Raw genomic sequence first — 14,071 nt, 5'->3', positions numbered from 1 at the left:
GCTTGCGCTGGGGTGCGAAGCGCCCCCAAAAGCCTGCGACTGCTGCGCAGTCGAGCGGGAGCAAGCTCCCTCGCCACAGCAAGCCCGCTCCCACACAAGCGCGGATTACTTCCACCAATATTCGACCTGCACACCGACGTTCGACCCATGCCGCGCCGTGCCATAGGCGCCGGTGTCGGACAAAGCCGAGCCCGCCGCCAGCTCATTGGCCGCACGCTTGGCCGCTTTATTCCAGGACGCATAGGTGTAATACAGCCTTACTTCCGGCCGCGCCCAGAACTCAGGGCCTTTGGGCGACCAGGTCGGGGCGAAGGTAAATTTGCTCAATTTGCGCGTACCGCCGGTGGCCTCGACCTGATCGTGCCCCAGCTCAGTGACCAGTTTGAATTGCTCGCTGAGCGCATACGCCGGGCGTACACCCAGGGACATCCAGTTCTGATCCTGACGCCCAGGGCGCACATCTTTCTGGTACACAGCTTCAACTTGTCCACCGAAACGCGGTGTCACCTGCCAATCAAAGAACTCCACGGCGCGGTAACTTTTGCTGCTTTTGTCCAACGTGGTATTGCCGGTGTAACCCAGGCCGGTGCCAGGGCCTTCGCCGTACTGCAGGGCAAACTTGTTCTTGCCGCCCAGGAAGGCCGCTTGTACATGCTGCGCCGTCAGCGCCCAGCCACTGTTGGTGTCACGCCCACCGGCCTTGGCGATGTAGCTCAAGCCAAGTTCCAGCTCGCCACCGGGGTTGGTCTTGAAACCTGCGACGTTGAAGTCGTGACGGGTGGCGTATTCCTTCTGGTACAGGTTGTCCTTGCGCGACAGGGCGTAGCTGTATTTCAAGCCGCCGATCAACACGTCCTCGATCCCACCGCCGGTGGCGCTCTGGTTCCAGTAGTAGAAGTCGGAAATATGGATGTCGTTACGTTTGTAGTAACGCCGCCCGGCCCACAGCGAACCGCCATTGAGACTGGGCAGGTTGGACCATTGCGCATACATCTGCGGCATGCGCGCCGAGCCGTTGTTTTCACCCTGGAACTTCAGGGCGCGGTCGTACCGGTTGTAGAGGGACGCCATGGCATCGACGCTGAACACAGAACCGTCGTCGAGGGTCAGCAAATCCTGACGCAGTTCCAGCTCGGCGTACTGCTCGCATTCGTTACCCAGGCGGTATTTGGTTTGCGCACCCGGCAGTTGGAAACATTGCTGCTTGCCGCTGCCCGTTGACGTGCCCACGCCGCTGCGCAAATACCCGGCAAACTCCAGGGCTTGCGCGCCAAAAGGCACCGTGAGGCAGGAGGCAATAAGGCCCAGCTTTATTGTTGTTTTCATGAAACGCTCCTTCTATTTTTATTGTTTTTTCTTACTGTCTTGCATGACGCGATCCCTGTAGGAGCGAGCTTGCTCGCGAAAAACTTCCTGCCTCCACGCAACACTTGGAGGGGCGCGTTTTCGTTGACGATCTTCGCGAGCAAGCTCGCTCCTACAGGGGGTGTTTCAATCAGTCAGGTGCAGCACGAAGGATTCATAAGGACGTAACAGCACAGTGCTCGTGCGCAGGGGGCAGTCGGGGTAGTTGCTGATCAACAGGCGTTGCTCGCTCTCGGCGTTGATCACGCCTTCTGGCAGCTGGATCTCGCATGGCGATCCATAGAAGTTGTTGAGTACCAAAAGGCGCTCGCCGTGGCCTTCACGCAGGTACGCCCAGACCTGGAGATGGTCTTGCAGCATCGGGCGGTAAACGCCTTGCTGTATCAGCGGTTCGCGACGGCGCAGATCGATCAGCCTGCGGTAGTGATGCAGCACCGAATCCGTGTCATCCACCTGGCTTGCGACGTTGATCTGCGCAGCATTCGCGGGAATGCCGATCCAGGGTTCACCGCGGCTGAACCCCGCGTTCGCTTCGGTGCTCCACTGCATGGGCGTACGCCCGTTATCGCGGGACTTCTGCATGATCGCCGCCATGCTCGAGGCTTCGGACTCTCCCGCGTCGCGCTTGAGCCGGAAGATGTTCAGGGTTTCCACATCGCGGTATTGCGAGATGCTGTCGAAGCCTGGATTGGTCATACCCAACTCTTCGCCCTGATACACATACGGCGTGCCCTGCAAAAAGTGCAGCGCCGTGGCAAGCATCTTGGCCGAGACCACGCGGTATTGGCCGTCGTCACCAAAGCGCGAGACCACCCGTGGCTGGTCGTGGTTGCACCAGAACAACGCGTTCCAGCCGCCGCCGGCCTGCATGCCCATCTGCCAGTCGGAGAAAATCTGCTTGAGTTGCAGGAAGTCGAAGTCAGCCTTCACCCACTTTTGCAGGTTGGGGTAATCGACTTTCAGGTGGTGGAAGTTGAAGGTCATCGACAGTTCTTTAGACGCTGGATTCGAGTAGCGAATGCAGTGTTCCAGGCGGGTGGATGACATCTCGCCCACGTTGATAAGGTCATGGCCTTCAAAGACTTCACGGTGCATTTGCTGCAAGTATTGGTGCACGTTCGGGCCGTCGGTATAGAAGCGGCGGCCGTCGCTGTTGTCCTCGGGGAAGTCGGCGGGCTTGGAGATCAGGTTGATCACATCCAGGCGGAAGCCGCCCACGCCTTTGTCGCGCCAGAAGCGCATCATCTTGAACACTTCGGCGCGCACCTGGGGGTTGTCCCAATTGAGGTCGGCCTGTGTATGGTCGAACAGATGCAGGTAGTACTGGCCAGTCTGCGCTTCGTACTCCCAGGCCGAGCCGCCGAACTTGGATTCCCAGTTGTTCGGCTGGTCGCGCCAGATGTAGAAGTCACGATAGGGATTGTCGAGGCTGCTGCGCGCCTGCTGGAACCATTCGTGTTCGATGGAGGTGTGGTTGACCACGATATCGAGCATCAGCTTGATACCACGCTTGGCGGCTTCGCTGATCAGCAGGTCGCAGTCGGCCATAGTGCCGTAGCTGGGGTCGATGGCGTAGTAGTCGCTGATGTCGTAGCCGTTGTCGCGCTGGGGCGAACGCAGGAACGGGGTGACCCACAGGCAATCCACGCCCAGCCATTTGAGGTAGTCGAGTTTGTCCACGATGCCCAACAGGTCACCGGTGGCGTTACCCGCGTGGCTGTGGAAGCTTTTGGGGTAGATCTGGTAGATCACCGAGTGTTGCCAGGTTTGCATGGTGGGTTCCTTCAGTAGAGTTGGGTGCTGGCCCTTCCGGCCTCATCGCAGGCAAGCCAGCTCCCACACTTGAATGTGTTCACACATCACTGTGGGAGCTGGCTTGCCTGCGATAGCGATCTTCAGGCGACCCGGTAACCAGGCCGAATGATCTTCATGCTCAACATGCACGTCAGCGCAAACGGCACGACCATCGCCACGACCATGCCGATCACGAACATCGGAATCGCGCTCGGCACGATCGAGATAAACCCGGGCAACCCGCCGACGCCGATGGCCGAGGCCTGCACCTTGTTCAACGACAGAAAAATGCTGCCCAGCGCCGAGCCCAGCAGCGCGGCATAGAACGGAAATTTGAAGCGCAGGTTCACGCCGAACATCGCCGGCTCCGTGATGCCGAAGTAAGCGGAAATCGCCGAGGTGGAGGCCATGCTTTTGTCCCGAGCATTGCGGGTCATGTAGAACACCCCGAGCGCGGCGCTGCCCTGGGCCAGGTTGGACATGACGATCATCGGCCAGATAAAGGTGCCGCCCTGAGTGGAGATCAACTGCAGGTCGACGGCGAGGAACATGTGGTGCATGCCGGTGATTACCAGCGGCGCATAGAGCAGGCCGAAAATCGCGCCGCCGATCATCGGGGCGATCTCGAACAGGGTCACCAAACCTTCGGTGATCAGGATGCCAAGGTGACGGGTCACCGGGCCGATAATCGCCAGGGCCAGCACGCCGGTGACGACGATAGTGGTGATCGGCACCACCAGCAGTTGAATGGCATTCGGCACCCGCGCCCGCAGCCACTTTTCGATCACGCTCATGACAAAGGCCGCCATCAGGATCGGCAGGATCTGCCCCTGGTAACCGACTTTCTCGATCTGGAACCAGCCGAAGATATCGAAGTACGGCAGGCTCTGGCCGTCGAGGCCGGCAACCGCCTTGCCGTAGTTCCAGGCGTTGAGCAGGTCCGGGTGCACCAGCATCAGGCCCAGCACGATGCCGAGGATTTCACTGCCGCCGAACCGCTTGGCCGCCGACCAGCCCACCAGTGCCGGCAGGAACACGAAGGAGGTGTTGGCCATCAGGTTGATCAGGCTCCACAGACCATCCAGGTTCGGGTAGGCCTCCAGCAGCGTCTTGCCTTCGATGAACATGCCCTTGGCGCCCATCAGGTTGTTCACGCCCATCAACAGGCCGGCAATGATCAGCGCGGGCAGGATCGGCATGAACACATCGGAGAACACCCGCACCAGACGCTGCATGGGGTTGGTCTTGTCGCCGCCGGCTTTCTTGACGTCGGCAATGGTCGACGCGGCCAGGCCGGTCAACTCGCGCAGGGCGGCGTAGACCTTTTCCACTTCGCCGGGGCCGATCACCACCTGGAACAGGCCACCGGTAAAGAACGAGCCCTTGACCAGATCGACCTGGTTAAGGGCACTGCTGTTGACCAGGCTGGGGTCCTTGAGCGCCAGGCGCAGGCGGGTCACGCAATGGGCGGCCTGCTCAAGGTTTTCGCGGCCCCCGAGGTTGTCGAGAATCTCGCGGGCAATCGTTGAATAGTCGTGGCTCATGCTCGTTTTCCACTGTGATTGTTTTTATGGGTGGCAGTCGTTGGCAGCACGCCGAGGAGGGAAAAGTACTCGTCTGTACGAGTTAAATCAACAACTCGTCTGTACGAGTTACATTTTTGTTTATGCCTGCGAGCTTTCTGTCAGATTTTTCCCCGGCTCGCACCGCTGTCCAATGGACAAACCCCACCTCTGCCACTATGGTTCCTGCCTTGAACGCGCAGTCCACCTTCATAACGCCGGGCAAGAGCCATCCCATGAGCAAATACAACCAGATCTATACGGATCTGCTTGCCAGCATCACCACCGAGCGCCTGCAACGCGGTACGCGCCTTCCCTCCGAAACCGAACTGATGGACGCCTACCAGGCCAGCCGTGGCACCGTGCGCCGCGCCATCGAGCAGTTGCAGGAGCGTGGCTTTGCGCAAAAAATCCATGGCAAGGGCACCTTCGTGCTATCGCCCAACCCGATCGAGTTTCAGTTGGGCGGTATCGTCAGCTTCCACGAGACCCACGCCGACCTGGGCGATGACGTACACACTGACGTCGTCGAATTCACCCAGATCCCTCTGGAAGGTTCCCTGCTGCAACACATCGAAGCCGAGCCCGGCACGCTGATCACTCGCGTCAAACGCGTACGGCGCATCGGTGGCAAACGCGTGATTCTCGACATCAACCACTTCGTCGCCGACCTGATCCCCGGCCTGGACCACTCGATTGCCGAGCAGTCGATCTACGCGTTTATCGAGCAAACGTTGCAGCTGCAGATCAGCTACGCACAGCGCACCATCGAAGCCCTGCCGCGCAGCAAAGACGACCAGGCGCACCTGGACCTTGATGGGCAAAGCCATGTGATCGTGGTGAGTAACCAGACGTTTTTGCAGGACGGGAGGCAGTTCGAGTACACCGAGTCGCGGCATACGCTGGATAAGTTTTACTTTTCGGATATTGCGCGGCGGTGAATTCTACGCGCGGGCTTGGGTCTGACGGTTTGAAAAGCGCCCACGCCCCTCAATAGCGGCTCCCCATGCACCGGGCTCAACGGGCGACACAGAAAGCAAAACCCCGGCACGTGGCCGGGGTTTTGTCATTCAGCACTCACCTGCTATTGCAGGATCATTCCCACTCAATCGTCGCCGGCGGCTTGCTCGACACGTCATACGTCACGCGCGAAATGCCTTCGATCTCATTGATGATACGGCCGCTGACCGTCTCCAGCAGTTCGTAAGGCAGGTGTGCCCAACGCGCTGTCATGAAGTCGATGGTCTCTACGGCGCGCAGCGCAACAACCCATGCGTAACGACGACCATCGCCGACAACGCCCACCGATTTCACCGGCTGGAACACCACGAACGCCTGGCTGACCTTGTGGTACCAGTCGGCCTTGCGCAGTTCTTCGATGAAGATGTGGTCGGCACGACGCAGCAGGTCGGCGTATTCCTTTTTCACTTCACCGAGGATACGCACGCCCAGGCCCGGGCCTGGGAATGGGTGGCGGTAGACCATGTCGTACGGCAGGCCCAGTTCCAGGCCCAGACGGCGGACTTCGTCCTTGAACAGTTCGCGCAGCGGTTCTACCAGCTTGAGGTTCATTTCCTCAGGCAGGCCACCCACGTTGTGGTGGGACTTGATCACGTGGGCCTTGCCGCTTTTGGCGCCGGCCGATTCGATCACGTCGGGGTAGATGGTGCCCTGGGCGAGGTACTTGATGTTGTCCAGTTTGTTGGACTCGGCATCGAACACGTCGATGAAGGTGCGGCCGATGATCTTGCGCTTCTTCTCCGGGTCGGACTCGCCGGCCAGGTTGTTGAGGAACTGGTCCTCAGCGTTGGCGCGGATCACCTTGACGCCCATGTTCTCGGCGAACATGGCCATCACTTGCTCACCTTCGTGCAGGCGCAGCAGGCCGTTGTCGACAAACACGCAGGTCAGTTGGTCGCCGATGGCCTTGTGCAGCAGTGCCGCTACAACCGAGGAGTCAACGCCGCCGGACAGGCCAAGCAATACGTTGTCAGTGCCGACCTGGGCGCGCACTTGGGCGATGGCATCTTCAGCAATTTTCGACGGGGTCCACAGGGCTTCACACTCGCAGATGTCGAGGATGAAACGCGACAGGATGCGCCCGCCTTGCTTGGTGTGGGTCACTTCCGGGTGGAATTGCACGCCGTAGTAGCGACGCTCGTCGCTGAACATGCCGGCAATCGGGCAGCTCGGGGTGCTTGCCAGGATGTGGAAGTCTTCCGGCATTTTGGTGACCTTGTCACCGTGGCTCATCCACACGTCGAGGCCGAACAGGCCGTCGGCGTCGATGTGGTCTTCGATGCCGTCCAGCAGGCGGCTCTTGCCGACCACGTCTACACGGGCATAACCGAATTCACGCAACTCGGAACCTTCAACCTTGCCGCCCAGTTGCTCGGCCATGGTCTGCATGCCGTAGCAGATGCCGAACACCGGCACACCCAGGTCGAATACCGCCTGCGGGCAGCGCGGGCTGTTGGCTTCGTGAACGGACTCGGGGCCACCGGCGAGAATGACGCCTTTGGGTGCGAATTCGCGGATCGCTTCATCGTCCATGTCGAACGGGTGCAGTTCGCAGTACACGCCGATTTCACGCACGCGGCGGGCGATCAGTTGGGTGTACTGGGAACCGAAGTCGAGGATCAGGATGCGGTGGGCGTGAATGTCGAGGGCCATGAAGTCAGTCTCGTCTAATGAATCAGAAACAACTCGGGGCTGAAGAACAGCCCCGGTTACTTAACATTTTGCTGGAAGGCTCAACCTACACGGTAGTTTGGCGCTTCCTTGGTGATCTGCACGTCGTGGACATGGGATTCAGCCATGCCGGCGCCGGTGATCCGCACGAACTCTGGCTTGGTGCGCATTTCTTCGATGTCGGCACTGCCGGTGTAGCCCATCGAGGAACGCAGGCCGCCCATCAGTTGATGGATGATCGCGCTCAGGGTGCCTTTGTACGGCACACGGCCTTCGATGCCTTCCGGTACGAGCTTCTCGGCGCCTGCCGAGGAGTCCTGGAAGTAACGGTCGGAAGAGCCTTGCGCCTGGGACATGGCGCCCAGCGAACCCATGCCACGGTAAGCCTTGTACGAACGACCCTGGAACAGTTCGATCTCGCCCGGCGCTTCTTCGGTACCTGCGAACATCGAGCCCATCATCACGCAGGAGGCACCGGCGACGATGGCCTTGGACAGGTCACCGGAGAACCGGATGCCACCGTCGGCGATCAACGGTACGCCCGTGCCTTCAAGGGCGGCGGCGACGTTGGCGATGGCGCTGATCTGCGGCACGCCCACACCGGCGACGATACGCGTGGTGCAGATGGAGCCTGGGCCGATACCGACCTTGACTGCGTCGGCGCCCGCTTCGGCCAGGGCCTTGGCGGCAGCGCCGGTGGCGATGTTGCCGCCGATCACCTGCACGTCAGGGAAGTTCTGCTTGACCCAACGCACGCGGTCAATCACGCCTTTGGAGTGGCCGTGGGCGGTGTCGACCACTACCACGTCAACACCGGCGGCGACCAGGGCCGAGACCCGATCACCAGTGTCTTTACCGGTACCGACGGCAGCGCCAACACGCAGACGACCTTGGTCATCCTTGCTGGCCAGCGGGTAAGCCTTGGCTTTTTCGATGTCGTTGACGGTCATCATGCCTTTGAGGGCGAATTTGTCGTCGACGATCAGCACGCGCTCGATGCGGTGCTTGTGCAGCAGTTCGCGCACATCGTTCTTGTCGGCGCCTTCCTTGACGGTGACGAGGCGCTCTTTAGGCGTCATCACTTCACGGACGGTGACTTCAAGGCGGTTCTCGAAACGCACGTCACGGGAAGTGACGATGCCGACCAGGTCGCCATCGTGCAGCACCGGGACGCCGGAGATGTTGTGCATACGCGTGAGTTCGAACAGGTCACGCACGGTGGCGTCAGCTTCGATGGTGATCGGATCTTTCACCACGCCGGCTTCGTAACGCTTGACCTTGCGCACTTCGGCAGCTTGCTGCTCGATGGTCATGTTCTTGTGGATGATGCCGATGCCGCCTTCCTGAGCCATGGCAATGGCCAGACGGGCTTCGGTGACGGTGTCCATGGCAGCGGAAACCAGGGGAATATTCAGCTCGATGCCACGGGTTAGGCGGGTCTTGAGACTGACTTCGTTAGGAAGCACCTCGGAATAACCGGGCACTAGGAGAATGTCGTCGAATGTCAGAGCTTCTTGGCTGATACGCAGCATCGCGGGGGCTCCCGAGCGGGAAAATGGAAGCGCGCCATTATATACATGCACCCTGCCCGGCTCAATGTAAAACTCTGACAAACTTGGTAATACTGATAGATGGATTAAAGCTCGACTTTGACCCAGCTCATTTTCTGGTCCAACCAATCGGCAAATTCGTCGATAAAGCTCTGCTTGAACCCCGCCTCCGCCCAGTTGTTGAAGATGAACCCCAGGTTGGAAAACCCGCATTCCTGCAGGAACAGAAAACCGTTGATGTCATCTTCATGCCCACACAGCGGGCAGGTGAAGTTGTCGGTGTGGCCAGGCATCCAGTCTTCCAGGCTTTCGAACAGCGCCTCACCAACTTCCTTCAGGCATTCCGGGCAACCGGCTTCTTCAAGAAACCCCTTGGCCGGGGTATAGATGCAACGCTTGTAGATGATCTCCAGGCCATTGACCGGCTCGTTGAACGGCAGCGCCTCGGGGTGCAGCACCACGGCGCGGGCGCCATCGGCCAGGGCGTAGCCCATGCGGTTGCCGGTACGCCCGCAAGTGGTGAGTTCTTCCTTGATGATGTTCTTGCGCACCAGCCAGCGCACAATCGCCCGGGCGCGGGGTTCGTGGACGGGCAAGGTGGAGATTTTCGGGACAAGGATGCTTTGGGAGTTCATGGGAGTCCTGCGGTGTGGCTATTGGCGCCATCGCGGGCAAGCCCGGCTCCCACAGTTGATCGCATTCCAATGTGGGAGCCGGGCTTGCCCGCGATGACGCCCGGGAGGACGGCAGCTTAATCCCTGAAAAAATCAGGTCAAGTACTCACATACCGCCCGATCAACGCAATACCACTGGCCAATACCAACCAGGTCACCAACCGCACGAACGCCTCCCGGGACAGCCGCATCGTCAGCCTGCGCCCACACCACAGCCCCAGGGCCATCGCCGGCAACAGACAAACCGCCAACATCAATAACGGCAAATCTGCATACACCCCGGCAATCAGGAACAAACTCAAACGCACGACCGTGCTGCAACTGATCAGCGCGCTTTGCGTGGCCCGCGCCGCGTCTTTGGGTAAACGGCTGTTAAGGTAAATCGCATATAAAAAGCCGCCACTGCCAAATAGCGCACCAAACAGGCCACCCACAGTGCCCATGGGAATCGACCAGCCCGCCGCCAATTGAGTCGGCCGTGCTTTCACCGCCAGGCTGTAAATCGCGTAGGCACTGATAAACAGCCCCATCAACAACAGCAACAAGTCCGAATGCAAGTTGAGCAAAAAACCCACGCCCAGGCTGCAGCCGATGGCCATGCAGGGCAGCAACCGCAACAGTTCCGGCTTGTTCACATCGTGCCGCGCTTGCAGCAGGCCGCCAAACGCCGCGACAAAATCCAGCAGCACCAGCAACGGGATGATCTTCGACAGCGGCATGAATAGAATCAGGATTGGCCCGGCGACCAAGGCCGTCCCGAACCCGGCAATGCCAAACACCACATAGGCCAGCACCACACCCAGGCCGATCACCAGCCAATCCACAGCCCCGAACGACCACTGACTCATCAACTCAACCAGGCTCATGGGTTATTCCTTGTTGGACATGGCCTTCACTTTAGCCATTGTCTACTGTTGCGACTAATATCTTCAAAGCCAGCCACTCATCTCAAAAAGGCATGACTCGTGATCTCCACGCGGCAACTGCGTTACTTCGTCGAAATCGCCGAGAGCGGCAGCTTCAGTGCCGCGGCCGAACGCCTGTTTGTGGCGCAGTCGGCCTTGAGCCGGCAGATCAAGGAACTGGAAAATCAACTTCAAACCCCATTGTTCGAACGCACCGCACGCCAACCGCGGCTCACAGCGGCCGGTGAAGCGTTCTACCCACGGGCGCGCAATTTGTTGAGTGAGTTGCTCAAGGCCAGCGAAGTGGCGACCCTCGTAGGCAATGGCCAGCTTGGCACGCTGCGCCTGAGTCACTCGAGCACCGTGCCGATGAGCGGCGCGTTATTGCACGGCATCAGCAACTGGCTAGAGCGCTGTCCGGGCGTGTCGGTGGATATTGCCAAGCTCTCCTCCGAAGCTCAGTTGGAGGATATCGCCGAGGGTCGCCTGGACGTCGGCCTGCTACGCTTGCCCGTATTGCGCCAGCGCGACGGCGTGCGTGTGCTGCCGTTGTACACGGAGCCGTTGGTGCTGGCGGTGCCGCCGAATCATCCGTTGGCACGCAGCGACGCGCCGGTGGAGTTGGCACAGCTAAAGGACCAAGCGTTTATCTCGATCCCCCATCCCCAACGCGGCGGGCTGAGTTATCTGTCGGCCGAATTGTGCATGCGTGCAGGTTTTTTCCCCAAGGCCGCACGGGTGATGTCGCGCAAGACCACGCAGTTGCAATTGATCCAGGCCGGTTTCGGTATTGCCTTGTTACCAAAATCCATGCAGGACATCGCCCCCGCCAACCTGCACTTTTTACCCCTGGCCGACCCGGACTGCCACAGCACCGTGGCCCTGGCCTGCGCGCAAGTGCAGAGCCCGCTGGTGGAGCAATTCTGTCAAACCCTGCACGAATGCCTATAAACTGCCGCCCATGATTAAAGATCCTTTTGCCCGTTTGGGCCTGGACCGCGAAGTCCTGACTGTCAGCCAGCTCAACGGCCGTGCGCGGGTGTTGCTGGAAGACGTGTTCACCAATATCTGGGTGGAAGGCGAGATCTCCAACCTCGCTCGCCCAGCCTCCGGCCATGTGTATTTCACGCTCAAGGACAGCGGGGCCCAAGTGCGTTGTGCGCTGTTTCGCAACAACGCTGCACGGGTACGCCAGGCGTTGAGGGACGGGCTGGCGGTGAAGGTGCGCGGCAAGGTCTCGTTGTTCGAGGGCCGTGGTGATTACCAACTGATCCTCGATACCGTGGAGCCAGCCGGTGACGGTGCGCTGCGCCTGGCCTTTGATGCACTGAAGGAAAAGCTGAGCGCCGAAGGCCTGTTCAGTGCCGAACGCAAGGTGGCGCTGCCGGTGCATCCTCGGCGCATCGGCATTATCAGCTCGCCCACCGGCGCGGTGATTCGCGACATTATCAGCGTGTTCCGCCGCCGCGCGCCGAACATTGAACTGACCCTGATCCCTACCGCCGTGCAAGGCCGCGAAGCAATCCCGCAGATCGTGCGGGCGCTGAAACTCGCCGACGCTCGTGGTTTCGACGCGCTGATCCTCGCCCGTGGCGGTGGCTCCCTTGAAGACTTGTGGTGCTTCAACGAAGAGGCGGTGGCCCGTGCAGTTGATGCCTGTGTTACCCCTATCGTCAGCGCCGTTGGTCATGAAACCGATGTGTCCATCAGCGACTTCGTGGCGGACGTCCGCGCCCCTACTCCCTCCGCCGCCGCCGAGTTGTTGGCTCCCGACGCCAGCCATCTGGTGCGCCAGGTAGAAAACCTGCAGCGCCGCCTGGTGATGCTGATGCGCAACCGCCTGAGCCACAGCCGCCTGCGCCTGGAAGGCATGGCCCGGCGCCTGCGTCATCCGGGCGAGCGCTTGCGCCAGCAGGCCCAGCGTCTGGATGACCTGGACATGCGCTTGCGCCGTGCCTTTGAGCGCAGCCTCAATACCCGTCGCGAGCGCTTGATCCGCCTGGAGACCCGCCTCGCCGGCCAGCACCCGGGCCGTCAACTGGCACTCTTGCGCCAGCGCCTGGACAGCCTCGCCGAACGCCTGCCCCGCGCCATGCGCGAAGGTCTCAAGGCTCGGCGTCTGCAACTGCAGAGCCAAGTGCAGACATTGCAGGTGGTCAGCCCGCTGGCGACCCTGGGCCGCGGCTACAGCATCCTGTTAGACGAGCGCGGCCAGGCGATTCGCAATGCCGCGCAAACCCACACCGGCCAGCGCCTCACCGCGCGCCTGGGTGAAGGCCAATTGCAAGTGCGGGTGGAAGACAACCACCTGACACCCGTCACCCTTTCATTATTGGATTGATCGATGCCACGCATACTGAGCCTGTTGATGCTGTTGTGCCTCACGTTTAATGCCCACGCCGACAGCTACATCACGCGAACCCTGAACAAACCGGTGCCTGGCGGCGTGGCCGTCGTCGAGCTGGGCCCTTCGGCCACGGCGCCGAAAGCCACTTACCAGGGCAAGCCGGTGCTGGTGGTCAAGGAGCAGGACAACTGGCTGGCCATTGTCGGCATCCCGTTGACGGTCAAGCCCGGCAACGAGCGCATCAGCAGCGGTGGGCGCAACCTGCCGTTTATCGTCGGCTACAAGAAGTATCCGGAACAGCGCATCACTTTGAAGAACAAGAGCCAGGTCAACCCTGACCCGGCCCAGCTCAAGCGCATCGAAGGCGAACTGGCTGTGCAGCTCAAGGCTTACCGCAGTTTCAGCCCGAACCTGCCGAGCAACCTGGTGCTGGATAAACCGGTGAGCGGGCCGTTGTCGAGCAAGTTCGGCGTGCGACGCTTCTTCAACGGCGAAGAGCGCAACCCGCACTCGGGCCTGGACTTCGCCGTGCCGGCCGGTACGCCGATCAAGACGCCCGCCAACGGCAAGGTCATTCTGGTGGGCAATTACTTCTTCAATGGCAACACGGTGTTCGTCGACCATGGCCAGGGTTTTATCAGCATGTTCTGCCATATGTCCAAAATCGACGTGAAGGTGGGCCAGCAACTGGTGCGCGGCGCGGTGGTGGGCAAGGTGGGTGCGACTGGCCGGGCGACTGGCCCGCACATGCACTGGAACGTCAGCCTGAACGATGCACGTGTAGATCCAGCGATCTTTATCGGCGCGTTCCAACCCTGATATCAAATGTGAAACTACGGGCCTCATCGCGGGCAAGCCCGGCTCCTACATTGGAAGGCTGCCCAGTGTGGGAGCTGGCTTTCCTGCGATGGTGCAAGCCGTCGCCTCAATTGCGCACCTGACAAACCCACAGCAACAAAAACACACACTACTCGAAATTACGGCAATAAAATCTCGATTTTCGAGACAGCAAAAGAACTTATCTCAATTTTTCTCGACTGCTTGCCATCTTTCACCCCGGCGGTTAGGGTTGAGCTTATGAAAACCTCTCACACCCTCATTCAGCTCCGCCAGCACCGCAGCCTGTGCCTTGTCAGCGCACGACTGCCAGGCTGAATCGATCTGCCTCGTCCTAAAGTTTTAT

11 protein-coding genes are annotated in these 14,071 nt (G+C 60.2%); 4 read left to right on the top strand and 7 right to left on the bottom strand.

Annotated elements, in window-relative coordinates; translation table 11 throughout:
- Positions 1 to 105: 105 nt before the first annotated feature.
- The 3 genes from AC4PS6_RS28290 to treP form a co-directional block, all read right to left on the bottom strand.
- On the bottom strand, positions 106 to 1,326 hold the full coding sequence (locus AC4PS6_RS28290) for a maltoporin (protein WP_019817230.1): 1,221 nt from the start codon (positions 1,324 to 1,326) through the stop codon (positions 106 to 108).
- A 165-nt stretch (positions 1,327 to 1,491) separates the two neighbouring features.
- Entirely contained in the window at positions 1,492 to 3,138 is a 1,647-nt protein-coding gene (treC, locus tag AC4PS6_RS28285; RefSeq protein ID WP_336827167.1) for an alpha,alpha-phosphotrehalase, read from the bottom strand.
- Positions 3,139 to 3,260: 122 nt separating this feature from the next.
- The gene (gene treP, locus AC4PS6_RS28280) at positions 3,261 to 4,703 is read right to left on the bottom strand and encodes a PTS system trehalose-specific EIIBC component (RefSeq protein ID WP_103451177.1); all 1,443 of its coding nucleotides are present in this window, start codon (positions 4,701 to 4,703) and stop codon (positions 3,261 to 3,263) included.
- Between the two features lie 254 nt (positions 4,704 to 4,957).
- On the opposite strand from treP, the gene treR reads away from it, so the two are divergent.
- On the top strand, positions 4,958 to 5,662 hold the full coding sequence (gene treR, locus AC4PS6_RS28275; protein ID WP_020301373.1) for a trehalose operon repressor: 705 nt from the start codon (positions 4,958 to 4,960) through the stop codon (positions 5,660 to 5,662).
- Positions 5,663 to 5,816: 154 nt separating this feature from the next.
- Here the strand turns inward: treR and guaA are convergent, their stop codons facing one another.
- From guaA to AC4PS6_RS28255, 4 genes are all read right to left on the bottom strand, one after another.
- Complete coding sequence (gene guaA, locus AC4PS6_RS28270; RefSeq protein ID WP_014719806.1) at positions 5,817 to 7,394, bottom strand: glutamine-hydrolyzing GMP synthase; 1,578 nt, start codon at positions 7,392 to 7,394, stop codon at positions 5,817 to 5,819.
- A gap of 80 nt (positions 7,395 to 7,474) precedes the next feature.
- The gene (guaB, locus tag AC4PS6_RS28265; protein WP_014719807.1) at positions 7,475 to 8,944 is read right to left on the bottom strand and encodes an IMP dehydrogenase; all 1,470 of its coding nucleotides are present in this window, start codon (positions 8,942 to 8,944) and stop codon (positions 7,475 to 7,477) included.
- A 104-nt stretch (positions 8,945 to 9,048) separates the two neighbouring features.
- The gene (locus AC4PS6_RS28260; protein WP_005791157.1) at positions 9,049 to 9,597 is read right to left on the bottom strand and encodes a hypothetical protein; all 549 of its coding nucleotides are present in this window, start codon (positions 9,595 to 9,597) and stop codon (positions 9,049 to 9,051) included.
- A gap of 137 nt (positions 9,598 to 9,734) precedes the next feature.
- Entirely contained in the window at positions 9,735 to 10,502 is a 768-nt protein-coding gene (locus tag AC4PS6_RS28255) for a sulfite exporter TauE/SafE family protein (RefSeq protein WP_032903680.1), read from the bottom strand.
- A gap of 99 nt (positions 10,503 to 10,601) precedes the next feature.
- On the opposite strand from AC4PS6_RS28255, the gene AC4PS6_RS28250 reads away from it, so the two are divergent.
- The 3 genes from AC4PS6_RS28250 to AC4PS6_RS28240 are packed head-to-tail and all read left to right on the top strand — an operon-like array spanning position 10,602 to position 13,707.
- Positions 10,602 to 11,492, top strand: coding sequence for a LysR family transcriptional regulator (locus AC4PS6_RS28250; RefSeq protein WP_020301375.1), 891 nt, complete (start codon positions 10,602 to 10,604; stop codon positions 11,490 to 11,492).
- Between the two features lie 10 nt (positions 11,493 to 11,502).
- Positions 11,503 to 12,882, top strand: a complete 1,380-nt coding sequence (xseA, locus tag AC4PS6_RS28245) for an exodeoxyribonuclease VII large subunit (protein WP_014719810.1) — start codon at positions 11,503 to 11,505, stop codon at positions 12,880 to 12,882.
- A 3-nt stretch (positions 12,883 to 12,885) separates the two neighbouring features.
- A complete protein-coding gene (locus AC4PS6_RS28240) occupies positions 12,886 to 13,707 on the top strand; it encodes a peptidoglycan DD-metalloendopeptidase family protein (RefSeq protein WP_336827166.1) in 822 nt (273 codons plus the stop codon).
- Positions 13,708 to 14,071: the final 364 nt, after the last annotated feature.

Source organism: Pseudomonas sp. DW-iso17, from assembly GCF_058725345.1.
This window is presented reverse-complemented; position numbering and strand designations above follow the sequence as displayed.

Excerpts from the sequence above, each read along its gene's own strand:
- guaA (WP_014719806.1), bottom strand. The coding sequence starts at position 7,394 with ATGGCCCTCGACATTCACGCCCACCGCATCCTGATCCTCGACTTCGGT.
- guaB (WP_014719807.1), bottom strand. The coding sequence starts at position 8,944 with ATGCTGCGTATCAGCCAAGAAGCTCTGACATTCGACGACATTCTCCTA.
- treP (WP_103451177.1), bottom strand. The coding sequence starts at position 4,703 with ATGAGCCACGACTATTCAACGATTGCCCGCGAGATTCTCGACAACCTC.
- treC (WP_336827167.1), bottom strand. The coding sequence starts at position 3,138 with ATGCAAACCTGGCAACACTCGGTGATCTACCAGATCTACCCCAAAAGC.
- treR (WP_020301373.1), top strand. The coding sequence starts at position 4,958 with ATGAGCAAATACAACCAGATCTATACGGATCTGCTTGCCAGCATCACC.
- AC4PS6_RS28255 (WP_032903680.1), bottom strand. The coding sequence starts at position 10,502 with ATGAGCCTGGTTGAGTTGATGAGTCAGTGGTCGTTCGGGGCTGTGGAT.
- AC4PS6_RS28240 (WP_336827166.1), top strand. The coding sequence starts at position 12,886 with ATGCCACGCATACTGAGCCTGTTGATGCTGTTGTGCCTCACGTTTAAT.
- xseA (WP_014719810.1), top strand. The coding sequence starts at position 11,503 with ATGATTAAAGATCCTTTTGCCCGTTTGGGCCTGGACCGCGAAGTCCTG.
- AC4PS6_RS28260 (WP_005791157.1), bottom strand. The coding sequence starts at position 9,597 with ATGAACTCCCAAAGCATCCTTGTCCCGAAAATCTCCACCTTGCCCGTC.
- AC4PS6_RS28290 (WP_019817230.1), bottom strand. The coding sequence starts at position 1,326 with ATGAAAACAACAATAAAGCTGGGCCTTATTGCCTCCTGCCTCACGGTG.